Here is a 25,926-nt window from a genome sequence, read left to right on the forward strand (position 1 = left end):
CCTGCCGCCGCCGCCGCCGCCGGCGGCCCGTCGGGCGCGCGGCCCGAGACCCTGCTGGCGGCGCGCGCCGCGGTGCTGGCGGGCCAGCCCGCCGAGGCGTCGTCGCGCCTGCAGACCTGGGTGTCGCTGCATCCGCAGGATGCCTCGGCCTGGCAGCTGCTGGCGCAGGCCTCGCAGGCCCAGGGCCAGGCGCTGCGCGCCCTGCGCGCCGAGGCCGAGGCCCAGGTGGCCATGCTGGACCACGGCGCGGCGCTGGACCGCCTGCGCGCGGCGCAGGCGCTGGCGCGCCAGCCGGGGGCGGACCACTTCGAGGCGTCGATCATCGACACCCGGGCCCGCCAGATCGAATCAATGGTTCGGGAACAGGCGCTCGAGCGCTAGGTCGACCAGCACGCCGACCACCGAGTACACCAGCGACCCGAGCAGGGCGGCGCCGAAGCCGCTGACCTCGAAGCCCTCGAGGATGCGCGCCGCCGCCCAGAACAGGAGCGCGTTGATGATGAACAGGAACAGGCCCAGCGAGAGCATGGTCACGGGCAGCGTGAGCACCACCAGGATGGGGCGCACCACCATGTTCAGCAGCCCGATGACGAAGGCCGCGAGCAGCGCGCCGGGGAAGCTCGAGACGGTGACGCCGGAGTAGATGCTGGCCAGGAACAGCAGGGTCGTGGCACTGAGCAGCCACTTGGCGAGGAGCTTCATGGGGCGAGAATAGCACCGGGTGCGGCGCGGGCCGCGGCCCGCGCTATCATCCGCGTCCCCCGCGATTTCCATGGCCTGCAGCATCCACATCACCGACATCGAGGCCGCCATCAACTGGTGGCGCGAGAAGTCTCCCTCGCCCGACGGCATCACCCTCGCCGCGCCGCTGCGCGCGCTGGCCAAGGTCTATGCGCTGATGGTGTTCCACGGCGAGGACGAGTGCGCGGAGCAGGGCTTCCCCGCGGCGGCCCTGGAGGCCTGGCAGGCCTGGTACGACACCACGCCCGACACCCCCTGCATCGCGATCTGCTCCACGAGCCAGGGCGACGAGACCTGCAAGGGCTGCGGCCGCAGCTTCGACGAGGTGCAGTACTGGCCCGCGATGACCCCGGTCGAGAAGCGCGCCGTGTGGCGGCGCATCACGATCGAGGGGGATGCCTGGCGGTTCAACCGCTACCGCGAGCGGGCGGCCGAGGGCGCCGCCACCCCGGCGCAGGCCGCGCCGGCATCCGCCGCCGCGGCGGGCTGAGGCCGCGAGGCCTCGCGCCTCACTTCCAGCGCACCGGCTCCAGGTCCACGCTGCGCTGGCCGTCGCCCAGGGTCAGCACGCCCTCCTGGACCGTCGCCTGCAGCTGCATGCTGCGGGCCGCGAGCAGGGCGAGCTGCTGGCTCGCCTCGCTGGGGATGCGGTAGACCTCCAGGTTCGACAGGCGCGAGAGCTTGCCCTCGATGCCCCGCCACCACACCTCGGCGGCATGGTGGAAGCAGTACACGCGCACCCGGTCGGCCTTGCCGCAGGCCTTGGACAGCGGCTTGTCCTCGGGCTGCCCGACCTCGATCCACAGGCGCGGCCGGCCGGTGAAATCGCGCAGCCAGACATCCGGCTCGTCCGGGTCGGACAGGCCCGCGCCGAAGGCCAGCGTGCCGTCGCCGCCGCAGTCGTCCTGCAGCGCGTGGGCGTTCAGGGCCAGGGCGGCCAGGCGGACCATCATGCGCTCGTCGGTCTCGCTCGGGTGGCGGGCCAGCGTGAGCGCGTGGTCGGCGTAGTAGCCGTGGTCGATGTCGGCCAGCTGCACGCTGGCCTTGAAGATGGTGGACTTCAGCGCCATCGAGGGCGCTTCAGGCGCGGCGCGCCAGCGTGGCGGCCATGCCGACGTAGCTGCCCGGCGTCATCTCCAGCAGGCGCTGCTTCTCGGCCTCGGGGATCTCCAGCGAGCGGATCAGGCCGTGCAGGTCCTCGGGACGCACGGTCTTGCCGCGGGTGACGGCCTTGAGCTTCTCGTAGGCGCCCTGCACGCCATAGCGGCGCATCACGGTCTGGATCGGCTCGGCGAGCACTTCCCAGGCGTTGTCCAGGTCCTCGGCCAGCGCCTCGGCGTTGAGTTCCAGCTTGCCCAGGCCCACGCCCAGCGAGTGGTAGGCCAGGGCCGAATAGCCCAGGGCCACGCCCATGTTGCGCAGCACGGTGGAATCGGTGAGGTCACGCTGCCAGCGCGAGACCGGCAGCTTCTCCGAGAGGTGGCGCAGCAGCGCGTTGGCCAGGCCCAGGTTGCCCTCGGCGTTCTCGAAGTCGATCGGGTTGACCTTGTGCGGCATGGTCGACGAGCCGATCTCGCCCTCGCGCAGCTTCTGCTTGAAGTAGCCCAGGCTGATGTAGCCCCAGACGTCGCGCGCCCAGTCCACCAGGATGGTGTTGGTGCGGGCCACGGCGTCGAACAGTTCGGCCATGTAGTCGTGCGGCTCGATCTGGATCGAGTACGGCTGGAAGGTCACGCCCAGGCCCAGCGGCTCGGGCGTCTCGACGACCTTGCGGCTGAAGGCCTCCCAGTCGAAACCGGGGCAGGCGGCGAGGTGGGCGTTGTAGTTGCCGACGGCGCCATTCATCTTCGCCAGCAGCTTCACGCCGGCGATCCGCTCGCGCGCGGCGGACAGGCGCACCAGCACGTTGGCCACTTCCTTGCCCACGGTGGTGGGGCTGGCGGTCTGGCCGTGGGTGCGACTGAGCATCGGCACCTCGGCGTAGGCCTGGGCCATCTCGCGCAGCTTGGCGATCAGGCCGTCGATGGCGGGCAGGATCACCTGCTCGCGCGCCGCCTTGAGCTGCAGCGCGTGGCTGGTGTTGTTGATGTCCTCGCTGGTGCAGGCGAAGTGCACGAACTCGGCGGCGGCGCGCAGCTCGGGGCGGGCCTCGAACTTCGACTTGATCCAGTACTCCACGGCCTTGACGTCGTGGTTGGTCGTCTTCTCGATCTCCTTGATGGCCTGGGCGTCGGCCTCGGAGAAGTTCTTCACCAGCCCCAGCAGGTAGGTGCGGGCACCGGGCGACAGGGGCTTGAATTCGGGGAAACCGGCGTCGGACAGCGCGATGAACCAGCAGACTTCGACCTGCACGCGCTTGTGCATGAAGCCCATTTCACTCATCAGGGGGCGCAGGGGAGCGAGGCGGTTCGCGTAGCGGCCGTCGAGGGGCGACAGCGCGGCGATGGTGGATAGCGTCATGCCCCGAATTGTAGGTTCCCCCTGCCGGCGGGGCCGGGCCCCAACCCCTAGAATCGGGCCCCCGTCCAGAACGCGAATGCCCGGAAAGCGCCAGTCCATGAAACTCATCGGAGCCACCACCAGCCCCTACGTGCGCAAGGTGCGCATCGTGATGGCCGAGAAGAAGCTGGACTACCAACTCCTGCTGGAGGACGTCTGGTCGGCCGACACCACCATCGGCGAGTCCAACCCCCTGGGCAAGGTGCCATGCCTGGTCATGGAGGGCGGCGAGGCGCTGTTCGACTCGCGCGTGATCGTGGAGTACCTGGACACCCTGTCCCCCGTGGGCAAGCTGATTCCGGCCGTGGGCCGCGAGCGCGCCGAGGTCAAGACCTGGGAGGCCCTGGCCGACGGCGTGCTCGACGCGCTGGTGCTGGCCCGCCTGGAGCAGCACTGGTCCGGCCGCCGGGACGGCGAGCGCAGCCAGGCCTGGATCGACCGCCAGCTCGGGAAAGTCCACGCCAGCCTCAAGGCCATGAGCCTGGGCCTGGGGGACAAGGCCTTCTGCACCGGCATCCACCTGTCGCTGGCCGACATCGCGGTGGGCTGCGCGCTGGGCTACCTGGACTTCCGCTTCCCCGCGATCGACTGGCGCACGCCCCACCCGAACCTGGCGAAGCTGCACGACAAGCTGCTGCAGCGGGCCAGCTTCGCCGACACCCTGCCCGCCTGAGGCCGCGGCGCGCGCCCCCTCGGCGGCTTCCCCGGGGCGCCCGGAGCGGGCCCGAGGCGGCCTGGATGCGGCCGCGCCGCCTCAGCGGCCGCCGGCGGGCGCCGCCGACGCCAGCTGCTGCTCGATCGCGGCCACCAGCGCCCGGTCCGTGGGCGTGACCCGGCTGCCGTAGTGAGCGATCACCTTGCCGTCGCGCCCCACCAGGTACTTGTGGAAGTTCCAGGTCGGCGCCTGCCCGGTGGCCTGGGCCAGCTGCCGGAAGAACGGGTTGGCGTCCGACCCGCGCACCGCCGACTTGCCGAACATGGGGAATTTCACCCCGAAGGTGTTCTCGCAGAAATCCGCGATTTCCTTGTTGCTGCTCTTTTCCTGGGCGAAGTCGTTGGAGGGGAAGCCCAGGACCACCAGGCCCCGGTCACGCAGCCGGGCGTGCAACTCCTCCAGGCCCTTGTACTGGGGCGTGAAGCCGCAGTAGCTGGCGGTGTTCACGACCAGCAGCACCTTGCCGCTGTACTGGCACAGCGACTGGGGCTTCTCGTCCTGCAGGCGCGGGAAGGTGTGCTGCAAGAGCGCGGGGCAGCCCGCGCTGGCGGCGGGGCCGGGTGCGGGTGCCTGCGCCAGGGCGCCGGACGCTGCGCCGGCCAGGGTGATCGCGATCAGCCAGGTCTTCATGGGGGCTCCGGTGGACGGTGCGGGACGCCATTGTGCGCCGCGCGCAAAGCCCGCCGGGCCTGTCCGGAAAGGGGCCACCGCCTAAAATATGGGCAATCCTGAAACGGCCTCCATGCTTTATCCCGAACTTTTCAAGCAACTCGAATCTGTCCGCTGGGACATGGACAAGGACATCCCCTGGGACAGTTTCGACGCCTCCCTGCTCTCCGACGAGCAGGCGCAGACGATCAAGATGAACGCCATCACCGAGTGGGCGGCGCTGCCGGCCACCGAGATGTTCCTGCGTGACAACCGCAACGACAGCGACTTCTCCGCGTTCATGTCGATCTGGTTCTTCGAGGAGCAGAAGCACTCGCTGGTGCTGATGGAGTACCTGCGCCGCTTCCGCCCCGACCTCGTGCCCACCGAGCAGGAGCTGCACGAGATCCGCTTCGAGTTCGAGCCGGCGCCCGCGCTGGAGACGCTGATGCTGCATTTCTGCGGCGAGATCCGCCTCAACCACTGGTACCGCCGCGCGGCGGAGTGGCACACCGAGCCGGTGATCAAGGCGATCTACACCACCCTGAGCCAGGACGAGGCCCGCCACGGCGGCGCCTACCTGCGCTACATGAAGCGCGCCATCGCCAACTTCGGCAACGAGGCCAAGGCCGCCTTCGCCAAGGTGGGCGTGCTCATGGCCAGCGCCCGCCGCACCGCGCAGGCCCTGCACCCGACCAACCTGCACGTGAACAAGGCCCTGTTCCCGCGCGACACCATCCAGAGCCGCCTGCCCGACCCCGAGTGGCTCGAGCACTGGCTGGACACCCAGATCAAGTTCGACCTGACCTGGGAGACCAAGGTGGTGGACCGCATCCTCCACAACATGAGCCTGCTGATGGAGCGCAGCTTCAAGTCGGTGCAGGAGCTCAATCGCTTCCGCAAGGAAATCTCGGCCCCGGCGGCCCAGCCCGCGGCGGCCTGATGGCGTGCGCAACGTCGTTCCCGCCGCCGGCCTTCCTCGGCAAGATCGCCTCGCGCGAGGAGGCCGCGCGCCGCATCGCGCAGCTGCCGCAGCCGGTGGTGTTCACCAATGGCGTGTTCGACGTGCTGCACCGCGGCCACGTGACCTACCTGGCCCAGGCCCGTGACCTTGGCGGCAGCCTCGTGGTGGCCCTCAACACCGACGCCTCCGCCCGCCGCCTCGGCAAGGGCCCTGACCGGCCCCTGAACAACGAGCAGGACCGGGCCATCATGATGGCCGCCCTGGGCAGCGTGGACCTGGTCACCTGGTTCGACGAAGACACGCCGGTGGAGCTCCTGGGCGAGCTGCGTCCCTCGGTCTACGTCAAGGGCGGCGACTACGACATGGCCACCCTGGCCGAGACCCGGCTGGTCGAAGGCTGGGGCGGCCGCGCCGTCGCCATCCCCTTCGTGGACGGCTACTCCACCACCGCCCTGGTCCGCAGGATCCGCGGCGCCTGAGGGAGCCGCCCCCCGCGGGACTCAGGCCCCGGGCGCATCGCCCGGGCGCGGGCCGCGGCGCAGGCGCGCCAGGGCGCGCCGCACGAGCTTCTCCAGGTCGTCCACATAGGTGAACACCACCGGGATCACCAGCAGGCTCAGGACCGTGCTGGTGATCAGCCCGCCGATCACCGCGATGGCCATGGGCGAGCGGAAGCTCGGGTCGGCGGTGCCCCAGCCGAGCGCGATCGGCAGCATGCCCGCTCCCATCGCGAGGGTGGTCATGACGATGGGCCGCGCCCGCTTGTGGCAGGCGTCCAGCAGCGCGTCGAGGCGGCTCATGCCGTGGTCGCGCCGCGCCACGATCGCGTACTCCACCAGCAGGATGGAGTTCTTGGTGGCAATGCCCATGAGCATGATCAGGCCGATCAGCGAGGGCATGGAGAAGGACTTCTGCGCCAGCAGCAGGCCCACGAAGGCCCCGCCCAGGGACAGCGGCAGCGCCGCGAGGATGGTCACCGGGTGCAGGAAGTCCTTGAACAGCAGCACCAGCACGATGTAGATGCACAGGACGCCCGTGAGCATGGCCAGGCCGAAACTGGCGAACAGTTCGCCCATCACTTCGGCATCGCCCACCTCGACCACCTTCACGCCCGGCGGCAGGCTGCGGATGGCGGGCAATTGCTGGACGGCGGCGGCGACGTCGCCCAGCGGCTGCCCGGACAGCTCCACCTCGAAGTTGATGTTGCGCGAGCGGTCGTAGCGGTCGATCACCGCCGGGCCGCCGGTGAGCTCCAGGGTCGCCACCTGCCCCAGCATCACCGGGCCGCGCGCGCCGGGCACGGCCAGCCGCTCGAGCACCGAGAGGTCGCGCCGCGCGGCCTCGTCGAGCTTGACGACGATGGGGACCTGCCGCTGGGAAAGATTGAGCTTGGGCAGCTGCGCGTCGTAGTCGCCGGTGGTGGCCACGCGCAGCGTCTCGCCGATGGCGGCGCTGGTCACCCCGAGGTCGGCGGCCCGCGCGAAGTCGGGCCGCACGGCGACCTCGGGCCGGATCAAGCTGGCCGTGGACGCGATCTGCCCGAGGCCGGGGATGGTGCGCAGGTCGCGCTCGACGGCCATGGCGGCGGCCGACAGGGCCTGCGGGTCTTCGCCCGTGAGCACGAGGATGTACTTCTCGCCCGAGCCGCCCAGGCCTACCTTGCTGCGCACGCCGGGCACCTGCTCCAGCACCCGCCGGATCTCGTTCTCGATTCCCTGCTTGCGCGGCCGGGTGGTGCGCTCGGCCAGCAGGATGGTGAGGGTGGCCTTGCGTGCCTCCGGCGCGCCTGACGCGGCGAACGGATCGGTGCCCGCGCTCCCGCCGCCGATGGTGGTGTACACGCGCTGCACGTGCGCCACGCCGGCAATCAGCTGGCGAGCGTGCTCGGCGGCCTTCAGCGTCTGCGACAGCGTGGCCCCTGGCGGCAGCTCCAGGTACACCTGCGTCTGGGAGTTGTCGTCCGGCGGGATGAAGCCGGTGGGCAGCAGCGGGATCAGCGCGATGGAGCCGAAGAAGAACAGCGTGGCCAGCACCATGGTCACCACGCGATGGCGCAGGCACCACTGCGCCGCCACCAGGTAGCGGCGCAGCCAGCCCGGCTCACGGTGGGCCGTGACCACGGGCCGCAGCAGGTAGGCGGCCATCATCGGCGTGAGCACCCGCGCCACCACCAGCGAGGCGAACACCGCCAGGGCCGCGGTCCAACCGAACTGCTTGAAGAACTTGCCGGCGATGCCGCTCATGAAGGCCGTGGGCAGGAACACCGCCACCAGGGTGAAGGTGGTGGCGATCACCGCCAGGCCGATCTCGTCGGCCGCCTCCATCGCCGCCTGCAGCGGGGTCTTCCCCATGCGCAGGTGGCGCACGATGTTCTCGACCTCGACGATCGCGTCGTCCACCAGGATGCCCACCACGAGCGACAGCGCCAGCAGCGTCACCACGTTGATCGAGAACCCCAGCAGCCACATGCCCAGGAACGCCGGGATCACCGACATCGGCAGGGCCACCGCCGACACGAACGTGGCGCGCCAGTCCCGCAGGAACAGCCACACCACCACCACCGCGAGGATGGCGCCTTCGTACAGCAGGTGCAGCGAACCCTCGTATTCCTCCTGCACCGGGCTGACGAAATCGAAGGCCTGGGTCAGCTCGATGTCGGGGTGGGCCGCGCGCAGCTCGTCGAGCGCACGTCGCACGCCCGCGCCCACCGCGACTTCGCTCTCGCCCTTGCTGCGGGAAACCTCGAAGCCGACCACCGGCATCCCGTCGAGGAGCGCCGCGGCGCGCGGCTCGGCCACGGTGTCGGTCACGTTGGCCAAGTCCTGCAGACGCACGCTGCGGCCGCCGGAGATCGACACCTGGATCAGCCCGATCTCGGCGGCGGTACGCACGGTGGCCAGGGTGCGTACCGGCTGCTCGCTGCCGCCCAGGTCGGCACGGCCGCCCGCGCTTTCCAGCTGCACCTGGCGCAGCGCGCGCGAGACCTCGGCCGCCGTCGCGCCCAGGGCCTGCAGGCGCTCGGGCTGCAGGGCCACCCGCACCTCCCGGTGGACGCCGCCCACGCGGTTGACGGCGCCCACCCCTCGCACGGCCAGCAGTTTGCGCGAGACCTCGTGGTCGACGAACCAGGACAGCGCCTCGTCGTCCATCCGCGCGCTGCGCAGGGTGTAGGCCAGCACGGGCTGGCCGGCGAGGTTGAGCTTGGTGATGGCCGGGTCGCGCAGGTCGGCGGGCAGGTCGGCGCGGAGACCCGAGACCGCCGAGCGCACGTCGTCCACCGCTTCCTGCACCGGCTTTTCCAGGCGGAACTCGGCGGTGATGGTGGCCACGCCGTCCTGGACCTTGGTGGTGATGTGCTTGAGGCCCTGGATGGTGGCGATGCCGTTCTCGATCTTGCGCGCCACGTCGGTCTCCATCTGCGAGGGCGAGGCGCCCGGCAGGCTGGCGGTGACGCTGACGGTGGGCAGGTCGAGGTCGGGAAAATTCTGCACCTTCATCGCCGAGAAGCCCAGCAGGCCGGCGAAGGTCAGGAGCACGAACAGCATGCAGGCCGGGATCGGGTTGCGGATCGACCAGGCGGAAACGTTCATGGTGGCGTCTCCGACCGGTTACCGGGAGGCCCGGGAGGCCGCGCCCGCCGGGGTCGATGCCGGTGCGGCGGATGCGGCCGCGGGCGCCGCCGGCACCACGCGCACCAGGTCGCCGTCATTGAGGAAGCTGCCGCCCGAGGCGACCACCTGCGCGTCTTCGGGCAGGCCGCTGCGGATCTCGATGCGCTCGCCCACCACCCGGCCCGTCTGCACCTTGAGCTGGCTCACTCGCTGGTCGGGGTTCACGCGCATCACGTAGCTGAAGCCCTCGCGCACCACCACCGCCGATTGCGGCAGGGTCAGCGCCGGCGCCGCGCCGAGCTGGAACTCGCCGCGCGCGAACATGCCCGGCAGCGCCGGGGCGCTGCCCGGGTCGGCCTTCACGTCGACATAGACCAGCGCATTGCGGGTCTGCGCATCGACGGTGGGGCCGAGGGTGCGCACCTGCCCCCGCAGCGTGGCGCCGCTGGCGGCGGTCACCCGCACCGGCGTGCCCGCCCGCAGGCGGCCCAGCTCGCTGCTGGTCACCTCGGCGCGCCACTCCAGGCGGGCCTGGCGGATCAGGCGGAACAGCTCGGTGCCCGCGCCCACCACCGCGCCGACGGTGGCCGTGCGCGAGGAGATGATGCCGTCGTCCGGCGCCAGCACCTGCGCCTGTGACAGTCGCACCTGCTGGGCCTGGTCTGCGGCCCGTGCCGCCTGCAGCCGCGCCTGCGCCGTCTTCTCGGCGGTGAGGTACTGGTGGATCTGGGCGGCCGACAGCGCGCCACTGGCCTGCAGCGTGCGGGCGCGTTCGGCATTCGCCGAGGCCTCCGCGGCGGCGGCCTCGGCCTCGGCCACGGCCGCCAGCGACTGCGCCGCCTCGGCGCCGAGCATGTCGGTGGCGAAGCTGGCCAGCACTTGGCCCTTCTTCACGCGGTCGCCCACGTTCACCCGCACCTCGGACAGGCGCTGGCCATTCACCTGCGCGCCGATGCTGGCCTCCTGCCAGGCCGCGAGGTTGCCGTTGGCCGCCAGGGCCTGGGCGAGCGACGCGCGCTGCGGCGTGGCCAGGGCCACGCTGAGGGCCGGCTTGCCCGGGGCGGCGGGTTTGCGGTCGTCCTGCGCGACGACGGCCGTCGCGCCGAGGCTGGCCAGGGTGGCGGCCAGCACGGCCACGGCGAGGGGGCGGTTCAGTGTCATGGGTTGTCTTCTCGTCATTGCCACCCGCCGCCTGCGGCGCGGTACAGCTGGATCCAGGCGTTGTTCAACTCGCGCTGCACGCCGACCACGCCGGTCTCGGCGGCCAGCAGGCTGCGGCGCGCGTCCTCGAGCTCCACCAGGCTGGCCAGGCCGCCGCGGTGGCGCGCCTCGGTCGCAGCGAAGGAGGCCCGGAAACCCTGCGCCGCGACCATCGCGTCGCCGGTACGCCCGCGGGCGCTGTCCAGGACCAGCAGGGCCTGCTCCACTTCGCTCACGGCCTGCCGCACCCGGGCCCGGTACAGGGCCACCGCCTCGTCGTAACGGGCCTGGGCGGCCTCGAGGCTGGCGGCGCGTCGGCCGCCGTCGAACAGCGGCAGCGTCAGGGCCAGCGGGCCGATGGACCAGGTCGGTGCCTCGCTCGTCACGCCGCCGATGCGGGCCTGCCCGGCGGCGATGGAGCCGGCGAGCGTGATCCGGGGAAAGCGATCGGCATGCGCCGCGCCGGCGTCGGCACTGGCGGCGGCAACGGCCAGGGAGGCCTGGTACACGTCCGGCCGCTGGGCGAGGACCTGGGCCGGCAGTGCCGGGACGGCGAACAGGCTGCGCGGCGCCAGTTCGGCCAGGCCTTGCGCGGGCGCTTGGGCGAGCCTGGCCTGCAGCGCGGGCGGCGCGATGCCGGTGAGCGCCGCCAGCGCCTGCCGCTCCACCTCGCACTGGGCCTGCTGCTGGCGCAGGCGCACCGCGCCCTCGGCGGCGCTGGCGCGGGCCAGGTCCGCGCTGGCGGGTGCGGCGAAGCCGGCGTCGGCCGTGAGCTGGGTCAGGCGGGCCGTCTCGGCCCGGGAGGCGGCATCGTCGCGTGCGACGGCCAGGAGGCGCTCGCAGGCCCGCAGGCCCAGGTAGGCGGTGGCGGTCTCGGCGGCCACGCTCACCCGGGCCTCGTGCCAGCCGGCGCGCGCCGCCTCGGCGCGGGCCGTGGCGGCGTCGGCCGCCCCGCGCGAGGCGCCGAACAGGTCGATCTCCCAGGCGGCCTGCAGGCCCGCCCGCGCCGTGGTGGCCAGCGGGATCGGCGGCTGTGTGTTGCCCCGACCCATCGATGCCGTGCCGTCCAGGCGCGGCGCCAGCGCGGCGCCGGCGGCCACCCGCGCCGCCTGCGCCTGCAGCAGGCGCGAGCGGGCGCTGGCCAGCGTGGGGCTGACCGCCTGGGCGGCCTCGATCCATTGCGACAGCAGCGGGTCGTTCCAGCGCGTCCACCAGGCAGCCAGGTCCTCCAGGCGGCCACCGTGGGGCAAGGGGGCCTGCCAGGCTGCGGGCGCCGGCGCGTCGACCGTCGCCGGCGGGCGGCCCACGGCGCAACCGGCCAGCAAGATCGGCAGCGCGCACAGCGCTGCCCGTCGAAGCTTCTCCATGCCTTCTCGTGTCCTTCCTGAGTCGGGTGCCACGCACGGTGCGTGGCGGGGCGGCGGGTCCGCCCGGCGGGAGCGGTTCAGCCGAACACCGCCTGCCAGAGCGCCTGCACGGCTTGCTGCTCCCGCGCCATGAGGCCGCCCGCCACCTGCGTGGGCCGCTCGTTCAGCCGCGCCTCGTGCTGGGCCCGGCGCAGCGCGCGGTAGGCATCGGCCGCCGCCGTGCCCACGCCCGCCGGCAGCAGGCCGGCCGCCTCGGCGCGCTGCAGCAGCGCGATGTTGCCCACGTTGGGAATGAGCTCGCGGTGCGCCGCGGACTGCGACAGCACCAGGTACTGCACCGCGAACTCGGCGTCGATCATGCCGCCGGGGCTGTGCTTGACGTCGAACACCTCGCCGCGCACCGGGTGCGCCTGGGCCACGCGCTGGCGCATGGCCACGATCTCGGCGCGCAGCGCCCCGAGGTCGCGCGGCGCGGTGAGCACCGCCTCGCGCACCGCGTCGAAGCGGGCGGCCAGCGCCGGCTCGCCGAGCACGAAGCGCGCGCGCGTCATGGCCTGGTGCTCCCAGGTCCAGGCGGTGTTGCTGCCCCGGTTCTGCTGGTAGTTGGCGTAGGCCTCGAAGGTGGTGACCAGCAGGCCCGAGTTGCCGTTGGGACGCAGCGCGGTGTCGATCTCGAACAGGTCGCCCTCGCCGGTCTTGGTCGTCATCCAGGTGATCAGCTTGCGCACGAACGCGGCGTAGATCTCGGGCGCGCGCTCGTCCTCGTCCTCGTAGACGAAGACGATGTCCAGGTCGCTGCCGTAACCCAGCTCCTTGCCGCCCAGCTTGCCGTAGCCGATGACGGCGAAATGCGGCGCCTCGTCGTGGCGGCTGCGAAGCCGCTGCCAGCACCAGCGCGCGGTGACCCGCAGCACGGCGTCGGCCAGGGCGCTGAGGTCGTCGGCCACCTGTTCGACGGTGAGGCGGCCCTCGGTGTCGCGCGCCAGGGTGCGGAACACCTCGGCATGGTGGGCGCGGCGCAGCAGGTCCAGCAGGGCCTCGTCGTCGTCCTCGCCGGTGCGCCGCAGGGAGGCGCTGCGGGCCTCCAGTTCGCGCTCGAATTCGGCGGCGTCGAAGCGCTCGGACAGCAGGGCGTCGCCGGCGAGTTCATCGATCACGCCGGGGTGCTTGAGCAGGTAGCGCGCCGGCCAGCGCGCCGCGCCCAGCACCCGCAGCAGGCGCTCGTGCACCTGCGGGCGCTCCACCAGCAGCGCGAGGTAGCTTTCGCGGCGCAACAGCGGCTCGATCCAGTCGGCCATGCGCAGGGCGGCCTCCTCGCTCACGCGGCCTTCCTCCAGCCAGGCGGCGGTACGCGCCAGCAGCCGCACCAGGCGGGCGCGCGCGTCGTCGCGCAGCGCCAGCACCTTGGGGTGCGTCGACCAGCCGGCCACCCGCTCGCGCAGCTGCGGCGGCAGGGTGTCGAGCAGGCTGTCGAGGTCGGGCGGGGCTTCGGCGCGCGAGCCGCGCGGCCCGTTGCAGCCCTTGCAGGCCGGCTCGTTGCCCAGGAGCGTGTCGAATTCCTGCGCCACCAGCTCGCGGTGCGCGTCCAGCGCGTGCAGGAAGTCATGGCACTCGGAAAAACCCATGGTCCGGGCGATCCAGGCGAGGTCGCCGTTGTCGCCGTCGGGGCCGCACCCCAGGGGCAGCACGTGGGTCTGCTGGTCGTCCAGGTACTGGATGCGGTGCTCCACCCGGCGCAGGAACACGTAGGCCTCGGCCAGGGCGTCGGCGGTGGCCTGGGGCATCAGGCCCGCCGCCGCCACGCGCTGGAGCGCCGCCAGCGTGGGCCGCGTGCGCAGCTCGGGGAACTGGCCGCCGCGCACCACCTGCAGCAGCTGCACGGTGAACTCGATCTCACGGATGCCGCCGCGCGAGAGCTTGACGTCGTTGGCCCGCTCGGGCCGGCCGGCGCTGCGCTTGGCCGCGTGGTCGCGGATCTGCCGGTGCAGCACCCGCAGCGACTCGAAGACGCTGTAGTCCAGGTAGCGGCGGAACACGAAGGGCAGCACGGTGCTGCGTAGGGCCTGGGCGCTGCGGTCCGCCACCACCGAGCGCGGGGCGACGACCCGGCTCTTGAGCCAGGCGAAGCGCTCCCACTCCCGGCCCTGCACCTGCAGGTAGTCCTCCAGCGCGTCCTGCGACACCGCGGGGGGGCCGGAGTTGCCGTTGGGGCGCAGCGCCAGGTCGACCCGGAACACGAAGCCGTGCTCGGTGGTGTCGCCCACCAGCGCGTAAATCAGCTTGACCGCCTTGGCGAAGTACTCGTGGTTGGAGATGCGCCGCTGGCCGACCGCGGCGCCGTCGGTCTCGCCGTCCTGGTCGTAGACGTAGATCAGGTCGATGTCGCTGGAGACATTGAGCTCGCGCGCCCCCAGCTTGCCCATGCCGATGATCCAAAGCTGCGCCCGGGCGCCATCGGCGCGGCGCGGCGCGCCATGCTGCGCATCGAGCTGGGTGAAGGCCTCGCGGCAGGCGTGGTCCAGGGCGAATTCGGCCAGCTCGGTCACGCCGCGGGTGATGTCGGCCAGGGGGGCGCCCTGCTCGCAGTCCAGGCAGACCAGCCGCTCCATCACCAGCTGGCGCAGGATGCGCAGCGCGGTGCCGGTGTCCTCGCAACGGGGGCGCAGCGCCTCCCAGGCCGCGGCCATCGTGGCATGCGTGGGCGGGCCTGGCGGGAGCAGCGCGAGCTCGCCGGCGTAGCGCCGCCGCAGCCGTTGCACGAAGCGCGAATGCGCCGAGGGCGGCATGCCTGCGGCGGTCATAATTCCTGAGACTTTCCGGTATTCATGAACGATCCGTTGCCGCCCTCACGCCTGTTCCGGGCGCTCTGCGCCGTCGCCAGCGGCGCGTGGTGGGCCTTGCTGGCCTTCTGGCTGCTGCTGGTGCTGGCCTGGGGCGGCTTGCATGGCTGGATCGTACCCAGAATCGGCGAGCTGCGTCCCCAGCTCGAAATCCAGGCCTCGCGCGCCCTGGGCATTCCGGTGCGCGTGGGCTCGGTCACCGCGCACAGCGACAGCCTCATGCCCTCGATCGAGCTGCGCGACGTGGTGCTGCTCGATGCGCAGAAGCGCGAGGCCCTGCGCCTGGCCCGCGTGGTGGTGGCGGTGTCCCCGCGCTCGCTGTGGAACCTGGGTTTCGAGCAGCTGTATGTCGAGGGCCCCGAGGTCGATGTGCGCCGGTCAGCCGATGGCCGCCTGTGGGTCGCCGGCCTCGATGTCTCGCAGGGCGGCGGCGACGACCGCGTCGTCGACTGGTTCTTCCGCCAGAAGGAGGCGGTGGTCCTGGGGGGCACGGTGCGCTGGACCGACGAGAAGCGCCAGGCCCCGACGCTGGCGCTGTCCGACGTGCAGTTCGTGGTGCGCAACGGCCCGCGCAGCCACGCGCTGCGCCTGGATGCGACGCCCCCGGCCGACTGGGGCCAGCGCTTCAGCCTGCGCGCCCAGATGCGCCAGCCTCTGCTGTCGACGCACCCCGGCCGCTGGCAGTCGTGGAGCGGCCAGCTGTTCGCCGACTTCCCAGGCGTGGACCTGTCGCAGCTGCGCCGCCAGGCCGACCTGGGCATCGACCTGCGCGGCGGCCGCGGCATGCTGCGTGCCTGGGTCGACGTGGAGGCTGGCCGGCCCATGGGCGGCGCCGCCGACGTGTCGCTCCAGCAGGTCGACGCCGTTCTCGGCGCCGGCCGCCCGCCGCTGGCCCTGGCCTCCCTGGGCGGGCGGCTGTCCGGCAAGTGGCTGAAGGAGGGCTTCGAGTTCGAGACCCAGGGGCTGCAGTTCGAGACGGCCGACGGCCAGCGCTGGCCCGGCGGCAACGTCGCCGTGTCCTGGCGCGCCGCGCAGGGCCGCGAGCCGGAGCAGGGCCAGGTGCGCGCCGACAAGCTGGACCTGGGCGCGCTGGGCCGCATCGCCAGCCACCTGCCGCTGGACGCCGGCACCCACGCCCTGCTCACGGCCCATGGCCCGCGGGGCCTGGTCGACCAGCTCCAGGCGAGCTGGCAGGGCCCGCCGGAGCAGTTGCAGAGGTACCAGGCCAAGGGCCGCCTCGCCGGCTTCGCCCTGCCGGCCCACGCCGCCACTGGCCGCCCGGGCATCGCCGGCGCCACGCTCGACTTCGACTTCACCGAGGCCGGCGGCAAGGGCCGCCTGCAGGTGGCCAACGGCCTGGTGGACCTGCCGGGCGTGCTGGAGCAGCCGCAGGTGCCGCTGGACCAGCTCTCCGCCGACCTGCAGTGGCAGCAATCGGGCGGGCGACTGAGCGTGAGCGCCACCCAGCTGCGCCTGGCCAACGCCGACGTGCAGGCCGAGGGCCAGGCCAGCTGGCGCACCGGCGACGGGGCGGCCCGCTACCCCGGCGTGCTGGACCTTACCCTGGCCCTGCCGAGGGCCGACGGCACGCGCGTGTGGCGCTACCTGCCGCTGGGGGTGCCCAAGGAGACCCGCGACTACGTGCGCGAGGCGGTGCAGGCCGGCCGCGCCGAAGCCGGCAAGGTGCGGGTGCGCGGCGACCTGCGCGACTTCCCCTTCACCGACCCGCGCCGCGGCGACTTCCGCATCAGTGCCCGCGTGCGCGACGTGACCTATGCCTATGTGCCCCGGGCCAACCCGCGCGCCCCGCAGCCCTGGGCGCCGCTGACGGGGCTGTCCGGCGAGCTGGTGTTCGAGCGCAACGCGATGTTCATCAAGGGCGCGCAGGGCGGTTTCGCCGGCGCGCCCGGCCTGCAGGTGCGCGCCGACGCCACCATCCCGCGCCTCGATGCCACCGTGGTCGGCATCACCGGCCAGGTGCGCGGCCCGCTCGCCGAGCAGTTGCAGGTGTTCAGCGCCACCCCGGTCTCGGCCGACATCGGCCACCCGATGGCGCGCGCCGCCGCCAGCGGCCCCGCCGAACTGCGCCTGCGCCTGTCGCTGCCGGTGGCCACCATCGACCGCAGCACGGTGCAGGGCACCGTGACCCTCGCCGGCAACGACCTGCTGGTCGCGCCCGGCGTCCCGCAGCTCACGCGGGCCCGCGGCAACGTGACCTTCAACGAGCGGGGCTTCAGCCTGGCTGGCGTGCAGGCCCGCGCCCTGGGCGGCGACGTGCGCGTGGAGGGCGGCACGCGCGCCCGCGCCGCGCCGGGCGAGGCGGCCTCGGTGATCCGCGCCCAGGGCACGGCCACCGCCGACGGCCTGCGCCAGGCCCGCGAGCTGGGGCCGGTGGCCCGCATCGCGCGCAACGCCACCGGCGCCGCCGCCTACGCGGTGACCCTGGGCCTGCGCCCGGCGGGCGTCGACATCCTGGTCACCAGCTCGCTGCAGGGCCTCGGCCTGGCCCTGCCGGCGCCGCTGGCCAAGGCACCCGAGGCGGCCCTGCCGCTGCGCTTCGAGATCGTCAACGCGGCGAACCGGCCGCAGGACCAGCTCTCGCTGGAGCTGGGGCGCCAGCTCGTGGCCACCTACGTGCGCGACACGTCCGGGCCCGAGCCCGTGGCGGTGCGCGGCGCGCTGGGCGTGGGCCTGGCGCCGGGCGAGGTCGCGGCGCTGCCGGACCAGGGCGTCGGCGCCAACATCAACCTCGGCAGCGCCAACGTCGACGCCTGGGAGCAGGTGCTGGGCGGCCCGGCCCAGGCCGCGGCGCCCGCGCGCGGCCCGGGCCCGGGCGGCGGGGCGAATGCCGGCGCGGCGGCTGCCACGGCCGCCGCGCAGTCCTACCTGCCCACCACCCTGGCGCTGCGCGCGCGCGAGCTCGTCGTGGCCGGCCGCACCCTGAACAACCTGGTCGCCGGCGGCGCCCGCGAGGGCCAGACCTGGCGAGCCAACGTCGACGCCACCCAGCTCAGTGGCTACCTCGAGTACCGCGAGCCGGTCGGCGCCACCGCCGGGCGCGTGATGGCGCGGCTCGCCCGCCTGTCCCTCGGCGCCTCGGCGGCCGGCGCGGTGGAGTCGCTGCTGGACGAACAGCCCGCCTCCATCCCCGCCCTGGACGTGGTCGTCGAGGACTTCGAGCTGCGGGGCAAGAAGCTGGGCCGCCTGGAGATCGACGCCGTCAACCGCGCCGCCGGCGCCGGCTCGGTGGCCGAGTGGCGCCTGAACCGGCTGGCCATGACCATGCCCGAGGCCGGCTTCACCGCCACCGGCAACTGGGCGGCCGTCACCGCCCCGGCGCCCCGCGCGCGCGGCCCCGAGCGGCGCCGCACGGTGATGAACTTCCGCCTCGAGGTGGCCGACGCCGGCGGACTGCTCGGCCGCCTGGGCATGAAGGACCTGGTGCGCCGCGGCCGCGGCCGCTTCGAGGGCCAGGTGGCCTGGGCCGGCTCGCCGCTCTCGCTGGACTACCCCAGCATGAGCGGCAGCTTCGCGGTCAACGTGGAGTCGGGCCAGTTCCTCAAGGCCGACCCGGGCCTGGCCAAGCTGCTCGGCGTCCTGAGCCTGCAGGCCCTGCCGCGCCGCCTCACGCTGGACTTCCGCGACGTCTTCAGCGAGGGCTTCGCCTTCGACTTCGTGCGCGGCGACATCCGCATCGACCAGGGCATCGCCTCCACCAACAACCTGCAGATGAAGGGCGTGAACGCCGCCGTCCTGATGGAGGGCCGCGCCGACCTCGCCCGCGAGACGCAGGAGCTGAAGGTGGTGGTCGTGCCCGAGATCAACGCCGGCACCGCCTCGCTGGTGGCCAGCGTCATCAACCCCGCGGTGGGCCTGGGCTCCTTCCTCGCGCAGCTGGTGCTGCGCGAGCCCCTGATCCGCGCCAACACCCAGGAGTTCCAGGTGGACGGCACCTGGACCGAGCCGCGCGTCACGCGCATCGAACGGGCGGCGTCCAGCCCCAGCGCCAGCCCGAGCAACTGAGACGACCGCCATGACCCTGCAAGCCGCCACGATCCAGATGGTCTCCGCCCCCTCGGTGCAGGCCAACCTCGACGCCGCCCGCGCGCTGCTGGGCCGCGCCGCCGCCGAGGGCGCCGAACTCGCGGTGCTGCCCGAGTACTTCTGCCTCATGGGCCGGCGCGACGCCGACAAGCTGGACCACCGCGAGGCCTTCGGCCAGGGCCCGATCCAGGACTTCCTGGCGCGCAGCGCGCGCGAGCTGGGCCTGTGGGTGGTGGGCGGCACGCTGCCCCTGCGCGCCGACAGCGACGCGCACGTGCGCAACGCCACCCTGGTGTTCTCGCCACAGGGCGAGTGCGTGGCCCGCTACGACAAGATCCACCTGTTCTGCTTCGACAACGGGCGCGAGCGCTATGACGAGTCGCGCGTCATCGAGGCCGGCGCGCGGCCCGTCACCTTCGAGCTGCAGGCGCGCGATGGCCGCGCCTGGCGCATCGGCCTGTCGGTCTGCTACGACCTGCGCTTCCCCGAGCTGTACCGCTGCCTGGCCGATGCCGGCGCCGAGGTGCTGCTGGTGCCCAGCGCCTTCACCCACACCACCGGCCAGGCGCACTGGGAGACGCTGCTGCGCGCCCGCGCCATCGAGAACCTGGCCTACGTGCTGGCGCCGGCGCAGGGCGGCTTCCACGAGAACGGGCGGCGCACCTGGGGCCATTCGATGGTGATCGACCCCTGGGGCCAGGTCCAGGCCTGCCGCACGGCCGAGGGCCCGGGCGTGCTCCTCACCGCGCTCGACCCGCAGCGCCTGGCGCAGTGCCGCGCGCAGCTGCCGGCGCTGACCCACCGGGTCCTCTGAGTCCATGGCCGACACCGCCGCCACCACGCCCCTGCCGGTGCCCCCGCCCGCGCCGCCGCTGGCCTCGCGCCGCTGGCTGTGGGCCGCCCTCGTGCCGCTGGTGGCCGGCATGCTCGCCACCCTGGTGTGGCTGGCCGGGCGCTACGAGGCCAGCCAGGTGCAGGGCGACCTCGAGCGCGACACGCTGGCGGCGGCCGCCGACATCCGCGCCGGCCTGGCGCGCAGCGCGCAGAACCTGCAGGCGCTCAACGCCAGCCGGCGCCACCTGCCCACCTGGCAGGCCGAGGCCGAGGCGCTGCTGCGGTCCCACCGGGAGATCCTGCGCATCGAGTGGCGGGGCATGGACCTGCAGGCGGTGTCCGTGGTGGAGTCGCCCTACCGGCTGCCGGCCTTCGGGCGCTTCGGGCGCGGGCAGGCGCAGGCCGACGTGGCGCTGGCCTGCGCCCAGGCCCGCCGCCTGAACCAGCCGGCCTACTCCACCAGCTACTACCTGCCGCAACCCGATGGCATGGGCATCGAGGTGATGGACCTGTGCCTGCCCGAGGCCAGTGGCGGCGAGTACACCGGCTACGTGGTCGCCACCTACTCGCTCGGCGAGATCCTCGCCAGCCTGGTCGGCCCGCAGCTCACACGCAACCAGGAGGTCTCGTTCACCGAGGCCGACGGCACCCGGCTGGCCCTGCACGGACTGGCCAAGCGCGGGCGCCGCACCTTCACCGCGCAGCAGCTGCTGGACCTGCCGGGCAACACCCTGGTGCTGCGCATGGAGAGCTGGCGCGCCGCGCCGGACCTGTTCCCCAACGTGCTCACCGCCCTGGTCACGGCGATGTCGATCGCCCTGGTGGCGGTGCTGGCCGTGCTCGGGAAGGACATGCGCCTGCGCATGCAGGTCGAACGCGACCTGGCCGACGCGCTCGCCTTCCGCAAGGCGATGGAGGATTCGCTGGTCACCGGCCTGCGCGCGCGCGACCTCCAGGGGCGCATCACCTACGTCAACCCCGCGTTCTGCGAGATGGTGGGCTTCACGCAGGAGGAACTGCTCGGGCAGTCGCTGTCCGCGCCGTACTGGCCGCCGGAACTGGCCAACGAGTACCGCAAGCGCCAGGAAGTGCGCCTGGCCGGCCAGCACACGCCGCCGCGCGAGGGCTTCGAGTCGGTCTTCATGCGCAAGGACGGCTCGCGTTTCCCGGTCCTGATCATCGAGGCGCCCCTGATCAACGCGCAGGGCGTGCAGACCGGGTGGATGTCGGCCTTCCTCGACATCAGCGAGCAGCGCCGCGTCGAGGAGCTCTCGCGCGCCAGCCAGGAGCGGCTGCAGGCCACCGCCCGCCTGGCCACCGTGGGCGAGATGGCCTCGCTGCTCTCCCACGAGCTGAACCAGCCGCTGGCGGCGATCTCCAGTTACGCCACCGGCTCGCGCAACCTGCTGCAGGACGGCGACCTCGAGGGCCTGGACGGGGCGCTGCAACGCATCGCGCAGCAGGCCGAGCGCGCCGGCAAGGTGATCAAGAGCGTGCACGACTTCGTGCGCCGGCGCGACCAGGCCCGCGAGCCGGTGGCGCCGCAGGCCCTGGTGGACGCGGTCATGCCCCTGGTCACGCTGCAGGCGCGCAAACTGGGGATCACCGTGGTCACGCGCATCCCCGCCGGCCTGCCCCCGGCGCACTGCGACCGCACGATGGTCGAACAGGTGCTGCTCAATCTGGCGCGCAACGCCATGCAGGCGATGGACGAGGCGGGCTCGGCGCGCCCCTCGCTCACGCTGCAGGCGCGCCGCGCCGGCTCGGGGGAGAGCTCGGGCAAGGTCTGGCTGGAGTTCTCGGTGGCCGACGTCGGCCCCGGCATCCCGCAGGAGGTGCAGGAGCAGCTGTTCACGCCGTTCTTCACCACCAAGGCGGAAGGCATGGGCCTGGGCCTGTCCCTGTGCCGCACGGTCGTCGAGCAGCACGGCGGCCACCTGGTCTTCGAGCCCAACCCGCCGCAGGGTACGATCTTCCGCTTCACGCTGCCGGCCGCCGCGGCCGGCGACACCGCCCCCGACTGACCCATGCAACCCACCCAGGACGCAATCGTCTACATCGTCGATGACGACGCCGGCGTGCGCGAGGCGCTGGCCTGGCTCCTGCGCTCGCGCCGCCTCACCAGCGAGGCCTACGCCAGCGCCGACGATTTCGCTGCGATGCTCGAGCGCGGCTTCGCGCCGCAGCAGCCGTCCTGCCTGCTGCTGGACGTGCGCATGCCCGGCACCAGCGGCCTGGCGCTGTTCGACGGGCTGGCTGCGCGCGGCCTGGTGGACCTGGTGCCCGTCATCTTCCTCACCGGCCATGCCGACGTGCCCACCGCCGTCCACATGGTCAAGCGCGGCGCCTTCGACTTCTGCGAGAAGCCCTTTTCCGACAACGCCTTGGTGGACCGCATCGAGCAGGCGCTGGCCCGCTCCGCCCAGGTGCTGGCGCAGCGCCGGGCCACACTGCAGCTGCAGGCGCGGCTGTCCGAACTCACGCAGCGCGAGCGCGACGTCATGGAGCTGGTGGCCAAGGGCCTGCCGAACAAGCTGATCGCCGACCAGCTCGAGATCAGCGTGCGCACGGTGGAAGTCCACCGCGCGCGGGTGTTCGACAAGATGGACGTGAAGTCGGCGGTGGAACTCGCCAACGTCCTGCGCGATCAGGCCTGAGGCGGCCGGTCAGGCCGGGGGGTCGTCGTCCTTCGGCGGCTCGCCCTTGGGGCGGCCCGAGAACATCGTCCACCACACGATCAGGACCAGCACCGCGAGGGCCAGCAGGGCTTCGAGCAGAATCAGCAGCATGAATGCGAGTTTCGGTTGGGTGGCGCGCGCCATTGTAGGAACGGTCCTGGCCCTGCTGGCCGGCTGCGCCAGCACGCCGCTGCCCGAGCCCGCGGCCCCGGCCCGGCCCGACGCCGCGCCGGCCGCCGCCCCAGCCGCCGCGGACGAGGCCCCGCTGCCGCCGCCGCGCGCCAGCGGCAAGAGCCGCTGGGTCCCGGTGCGCTGGCAGGAGCTGCCCGGCTTCGAGGGCGACGCCCTGCACGAGGCCTGGAACGCCTGGATCAAGAGCTGCGAGCGCCCCGCCGCGTCCTTCACCGCGCTGTGCCCCCAGGTGCGCCAGCTGGCCATCGCCTCCGGCGAGGAGCAGCGCGCGTGGATGCGGCGGCACCTGCAGCCGTTCCGCGTCGAGCCGCTGCAGGCGGGCGAGCCGGGCCTGCTCACCGCCTACTACGAGCCGCTGCTGGACGCCTCGCGCCAGCCCACCGCCACCCACCGCGTGCCCCTGTACCGCCTGCCGGCCGACCTGGCCCAGCGCCGGCCCTGGTTCACCCGCCAGGAGATGGACACGCTGCCCGAGGCGCGCGCCGCCCTGCGCGGGCGCGAGATCGCCTGGCTGGCCGACCCGGTCGACGCGCTGGTGCTGCAGATCCAGGGCTCCGGCCGCCTGCGCCTGACCGAGCCGGACGGCCGCCAGCGCCTGGTGCGCCTGGCCTATGCCGGCACCAACGACCAGCCCTATCGCAGCGTCGGCAGCTGGCTGCTGCAGCAGCGGCTGGTGAAGGACGCCTCCTGGCCCGGCATCAAGGCCTGGGTGCGTGACAACCCGCAGCGGGTGCAGGAGATGCTCTGGGCCAACCCCCGCATGGTGTTCTTCCGCGAGGAGCCGCTGGACGACCTGGCCGCCGCCTTCGGCCCGCGCGGTGCGCAGGGCGTGCCGCTCACGCCGGGCCGCTCGATCGCGGTGGACCGCGAGAGCATTCCCTACGGCACGCCGGTGTGGCTGCAGTCCACCGGCCCGCAGACCTCGCTGGCCCGCCTGGTGCTGGCGCAGGACACCGGCAGCGCCATCGTCGGCGCGGTGCGCGCCGACTACTTCGCCGGCTGGGGCGCCGAGGCCGGCGAGCTGGCCGGCCGCCTCAAGCAACCGCTTCGCCTGTGGGTCCTGTGGCCCCGGCAACCCTGATGTCCATGACGACCCGTCGCGATCTCCTCAAGGCCGCCGCCGGCCTGCCCGCCCTGCCGCTGTTGCCGCTGGCCTCGCTGGCCGGCTGCGCGGTGCCCCCGGCCTCCGCCGTCTCCCCGGCAGCCGCCGTTCCCGCTGCCGCCCTGACCGGCCTGCGTTTCACCGGCATGCCCGCGCCCACGCTGGCCGAACCCGCCGCCATGGCGTCCACCACGGTGGGCTCGCGCCTGCAGGCGCGCTTCGCCGACGGCAGCGTGCGCGAGTGGCCCCTGGGCTATGAGCGCCTGTTCGCCACCGGCCAGCGCGTGCCCGACGGCCGCGGCGGCCAGGTCGTCGCCGGCGGCTGCTACGACATCCGCCAGCAGCCGATCATGGACCGCTCGGTCCCGGGCCGCGAGCGCCAGTTCTTCTCCGACTGCCCGGACGGCATGAGCCTGCTCACCCTGCCCGGCGTGCGCGCGCCGGGCGTGCAGGGCAACACCGTCTTCGCGGTGGTGCAGTTCGAGTACACCAGCCGCGACCAGGCCGGCCGCAGCGCCTACGGCATCCTGCCTTCGCCGATGGCGGTGCTCACGCTGGACCAGGACCCGGCCACCGGCCGGCTCGCGCTGGTGCGCTACCACCCGGTGGACACCGCGGGCGTGCACGGCCTGTGGACCACCTGCGGCGCCAGCCTCTCGCCCTGGAACACCCACCTCTCGAGCGAGGAGTACGAGCCCGACGCCGCCCGCGCCGACGACCCGCTGCTGCGGGGCTTCAGCGCCAGCCTCTACGGCGACCGGGCGCGCGCCAACCCGTACCGCTACGGCCACCTGCCCGAGGTCACGGTGAACGCCGACGGCACCGGCAGCATCCGCAAGCACTACGCCACCGGCCGCATCTCCAAGGAGCTGGTGCAGGTGATGCCCGACGAGCGCACCCTCATGATGGGGGACGATTTCAGCAACGCCGGCGCCTTCATGTTCGTCGCCGACCGCCCGCGCGACCTGTCCAGCGGCACGCTGTACGTGGCCCGCTGGAACGCCACCTCCAACGCCGGCCCCGGCGCGGCCACGCTCACCTGGATCCGCCTGGGCCATGCGAGCAGCTGCGAGATCGAGGCGCTGGTGGAGGGCGGGATCCGCGCCGCCGACATCATGGACATCCGCCGCACCGACCCGGGCGACGCCTCGTTCACCCGCATCCCGTACGCGGGCGGCTTCAACTGGGTGCGCCTGAAGCCCGGCATGGAAACGGCCGCGGCCTTCCTGGAGACCCACCGCTACGCCGCGCTCGTCGGCGGCAGCCTGGGCTTCACCAAGTGGGAGGGCACCACGCTCGACGCCCGCGACCGCGTGGCCTACGTGGCCATCTCGCGCATCGAGGCGCCGATGCGCAATGGCTCCGGCGGCATCGCGGTGCAGGGGCCCTTCTCGGGCGCGGTCTACCGGCTGAACCTGCGCCCCGGCCAGCGCGACGCCGCGGGCGCGGCCATCGCCAGCGACTGGGTGCCGGTGGACATGGCTGCCGTGCCGGCCCTGGTGGCGCGCGACCTCGGCGGCGACGCGCAACGCCCCAACCCGGGCCGCCGCGTCCAGGACGCCCTGGGCAACTTCGCCGACCCGGACCGCATCGCCTGCCCGGACAACCTCAAGTTCTCGCAGCGCCTGCGAACCCTGTTCATCGGCGAGGACAGCAGCACGCACGTGAACAACTTCCTGTGGGCCTACCAGGTGGACACCGGCGAGCTGGTGCGCCTGCTGTCCTGCCCGGTGGGCGCGGAGTCCACCGGCCTGCACGCGGTGGACGACATCCACGGCTGGACCTACGTCGCCACCAACTTCCAGCACCCGGGGGACTGGGAGTCGCCCCTGCATGACAAGGTCCGGCCGGTGCTCGAGCCGCTGGTGCGCGAAATGCACCTGGGCGGCTACGCCGGCGGGGTGGGGTACCTCACGCTGGGGCCGGCCCGGGCTGCGCCAGCTGCGGCCTGAGCCTCAGGCCGGCCGCAGGTGGTCCAGCGGCCACGCGCTGCTGGCCTTGACCTCCCCCAGCGAGAAGCTGGTGTGGAGGTCCTTCACGTTGGGCAGATTGATCAGGACCTCGCGCAGGAAGCGGGAGAAGCTGTCGAGGTCGCGCGCCACCACCTGCAGCTCGAAGGTGCCGGTGCCGCTGATGTAGTGGCAGGACACGATTTCGGGAATCTTGCGGATCGCCGCCTCCATCTGGCGGGTGCCTTCGCCGGTGGTGCGCTCGGCGTCCACCCGCACGAAGGCCAGCACCCCCAGGCCGATGCGGTGCCGGTCGATCTCGGCGTGGTAGCCCTTGATGTAACCCGCTTCCTCCAGTGCCCGCACCCGTCGCCAGCACGGCGCCGCCGACAGCCCCACCCGCTGCGCCAGTTCGGCGTTGGTCAGCCGCGCATCGGCCTGCAGCTCTTGCAGGATGCGCAGGTCGAATTTGTCGAGCGTTTCCATTTTTCCGTGTTTTGAGCAATATCCTTTCCTATCCTACAGAGGTTTGAGCATCAAAA

21 protein-coding genes are annotated in these 25,926 nt (G+C 72.9%); 11 read left to right on the forward strand and 10 right to left on the reverse strand.

Going from position 1 to position 25,926, the window contains the following annotated elements; all coding sequences use genetic code 11:
* Positions 1–381 (forward strand): tetratricopeptide repeat protein (locus ACFQZY_RS08875; RefSeq protein WP_377415257.1); only part of this gene is annotated, 381 nt, incomplete at its 5' end.
* Here ACFQZY_RS08875 and ACFQZY_RS08880 read toward each other — a convergent pair.
* The gene (locus ACFQZY_RS08880) at positions 349–702 is read right to left on the reverse strand and encodes a phage holin family protein (RefSeq protein ID WP_377415259.1); all 354 of its coding nucleotides are present in this window, start codon (positions 700–702) and stop codon (positions 349–351) included. The two genes, ACFQZY_RS08875 and ACFQZY_RS08880, sit on opposite strands and share 33 nt — an antisense overlap.
* A 70-nt stretch (positions 703–772) precedes the next feature.
* On the opposite strand from ACFQZY_RS08880, the gene ACFQZY_RS08885 reads away from it, so the two are divergent.
* Positions 773–1,231, forward strand: a complete 459-nt coding sequence (locus tag ACFQZY_RS08885) for a DUF3717 domain-containing protein (RefSeq protein WP_377415261.1) — start codon at positions 773–775, stop codon at positions 1,229–1,231.
* Between the two features lie 19 nt (positions 1,232–1,250).
* On the opposite strand, the gene ACFQZY_RS08890 is transcribed toward ACFQZY_RS08885, so the two are convergent.
* Positions 1,251–1,811 (reverse strand): YaeQ family protein, encoded by a 561-nt coding sequence (locus tag ACFQZY_RS08890; RefSeq protein WP_377415263.1) that lies wholly within the window; start codon positions 1,809–1,811, stop codon positions 1,251–1,253.
* Between the two features lie 10 nt (positions 1,812–1,821).
* Positions 1,822–3,201: an adenylosuccinate lyase gene (purB, locus tag ACFQZY_RS08895; RefSeq protein ID WP_377415265.1), complete on the reverse strand. Its 1,380-nt coding sequence runs from the start codon at positions 3,199–3,201 to the stop codon at positions 1,822–1,824.
* A 97-nt stretch (positions 3,202–3,298) separates the two neighbouring features.
* On the opposite strand from purB, the gene ACFQZY_RS08900 reads away from it, so the two are divergent.
* Positions 3,299–3,913, forward strand: a complete 615-nt coding sequence (locus ACFQZY_RS08900) for a glutathione S-transferase N-terminal domain-containing protein (protein ID WP_377415267.1) — start codon at positions 3,299–3,301, stop codon at positions 3,911–3,913.
* An 81-nt stretch (positions 3,914–3,994) separates the two neighbouring features.
* On the opposite strand, the gene ACFQZY_RS08905 is transcribed toward ACFQZY_RS08900, so the two are convergent.
* On the reverse strand, positions 3,995–4,585 hold the full coding sequence (locus tag ACFQZY_RS08905) for a glutathione peroxidase (RefSeq protein ID WP_377415269.1): 591 nt from the start codon (positions 4,583–4,585) through the stop codon (positions 3,995–3,997).
* 112 nt (positions 4,586–4,697) lie between these two features.
* Here ACFQZY_RS08905 and ACFQZY_RS08910 point away from each other — a divergent pair, with 112 nt between their 5' ends.
* Positions 4,698–5,546 carry a ferritin-like domain-containing protein gene (locus ACFQZY_RS08910; protein WP_377415271.1) on the forward strand — a complete coding sequence of 283 codons (849 nt, stop codon included), beginning with the start codon at positions 4,698–4,700 and terminating at the stop codon, positions 5,544–5,546.
* On the forward strand, positions 5,546–6,046 hold the full coding sequence (gene rfaE2 / locus ACFQZY_RS08915; protein ID WP_377415273.1) for a D-glycero-beta-D-manno-heptose 1-phosphate adenylyltransferase: 501 nt from the start codon (positions 5,546–5,548) through the stop codon (positions 6,044–6,046). Before ACFQZY_RS08910 ends, rfaE2 begins: the two co-directional genes overlap by 1 nt.
* 21 nt (positions 6,047–6,067) lie before the next feature.
* Here rfaE2 and ACFQZY_RS08920 read toward each other — a convergent pair whose 3' ends face one another.
* The 4 genes from ACFQZY_RS08920 to glnE form a co-directional block, all read right to left on the reverse strand.
* Complete coding sequence (locus tag ACFQZY_RS08920) at positions 6,068–9,157, reverse strand: efflux RND transporter permease subunit (protein WP_377415275.1); 3,090 nt, start codon at positions 9,155–9,157, stop codon at positions 6,068–6,070.
* Between the two features lie 18 nt (positions 9,158–9,175).
* Complete coding sequence (locus ACFQZY_RS08925) at positions 9,176–10,339, reverse strand: efflux RND transporter periplasmic adaptor subunit (RefSeq protein WP_377415277.1); 1,164 nt, start codon at positions 10,337–10,339, stop codon at positions 9,176–9,178.
* Between the two features lie 14 nt (positions 10,340–10,353).
* Entirely contained in the window at positions 10,354–11,745 is a 1,392-nt protein-coding gene (locus tag ACFQZY_RS08930; RefSeq protein WP_377415278.1) for an efflux transporter outer membrane subunit, read from the reverse strand.
* 77 nt (positions 11,746–11,822) lie between these two features.
* Complete coding sequence (gene glnE / locus ACFQZY_RS08935; RefSeq protein WP_377415279.1) at positions 11,823–14,546, reverse strand: bifunctional [glutamate--ammonia ligase]-adenylyl-L-tyrosine phosphorylase/[glutamate--ammonia-ligase] adenylyltransferase; 2,724 nt, start codon at positions 14,544–14,546, stop codon at positions 11,823–11,825.
* A 24-nt stretch (positions 14,547–14,570) separates the two neighbouring features.
* Here glnE and ACFQZY_RS08940 point away from each other — a divergent pair, with 24 nt between their 5' ends.
* The 4 genes from ACFQZY_RS08940 to ACFQZY_RS08955 are packed head-to-tail and all read left to right on the forward strand — an operon-like array spanning position 14,571 to position 22,120.
* A complete protein-coding gene (locus ACFQZY_RS08940; protein ID WP_377415280.1) occupies positions 14,571–18,608 on the forward strand; it encodes a YhdP family protein in 4,038 nt (1,345 codons plus the stop codon).
* Positions 18,609–18,618: 10 nt separating this feature from the next.
* Positions 18,619–19,443, forward strand: a complete 825-nt coding sequence (locus ACFQZY_RS08945; RefSeq protein ID WP_377415281.1) for a carbon-nitrogen hydrolase family protein — start codon at positions 18,619–18,621, stop codon at positions 19,441–19,443.
* Between the two features lie 4 nt (positions 19,444–19,447).
* Positions 19,448–21,487, forward strand: a complete 2,040-nt coding sequence (locus ACFQZY_RS08950; protein WP_377415282.1) for a nitrogen regulation protein NR(II) — start codon at positions 19,448–19,450, stop codon at positions 21,485–21,487.
* Positions 21,488–21,490: 3 nt separating this feature from the next.
* Entirely contained in the window at positions 21,491–22,120 is a 630-nt protein-coding gene (locus ACFQZY_RS08955) for a response regulator transcription factor (RefSeq protein WP_377415283.1), read from the forward strand.
* Positions 22,121–22,129: 9 nt separating this feature from the next.
* Here the strand turns inward: ACFQZY_RS08955 and ACFQZY_RS08960 are convergent, their stop codons facing one another.
* A complete protein-coding gene (locus ACFQZY_RS08960) occupies positions 22,130–22,252 on the reverse strand; it encodes a hypothetical protein (protein ID WP_377415284.1) in 123 nt (40 codons plus the stop codon).
* Here ACFQZY_RS08960 and ACFQZY_RS08965 point away from each other — a divergent pair.
* Positions 22,251–23,414: a murein transglycosylase A gene (locus ACFQZY_RS08965; RefSeq protein WP_377415285.1), complete on the forward strand. Its 1,164-nt coding sequence runs from the start codon at positions 22,251–22,253 to the stop codon at positions 23,412–23,414. The genes ACFQZY_RS08960 and ACFQZY_RS08965 overlap by 2 nt on opposite strands.
* Positions 23,415–23,419: 5 nt before the next feature.
* A complete protein-coding gene (locus tag ACFQZY_RS08970; protein ID WP_377415286.1) occupies positions 23,420–25,387 on the forward strand; it encodes a PhoX family protein in 1,968 nt (655 codons plus the stop codon).
* Positions 25,388–25,390: 3 nt separating this feature from the next.
* Here the strand turns inward: ACFQZY_RS08970 and ACFQZY_RS08975 are convergent, their stop codons facing one another.
* The gene (locus ACFQZY_RS08975) at positions 25,391–25,870 is read right to left on the reverse strand and encodes an Lrp/AsnC family transcriptional regulator (RefSeq protein ID WP_377415287.1); all 480 of its coding nucleotides are present in this window, start codon (positions 25,868–25,870) and stop codon (positions 25,391–25,393) included.
* Positions 25,871–25,926 lie beyond the last annotated feature (56 nt).

Source organism: Ramlibacter sp. GCM10027632, assembly GCF_042675325.1.
Taxonomy (GTDB): Bacteria; Pseudomonadota; Gammaproteobacteria; order Burkholderiales; family Burkholderiaceae_C; genus Ramlibacter.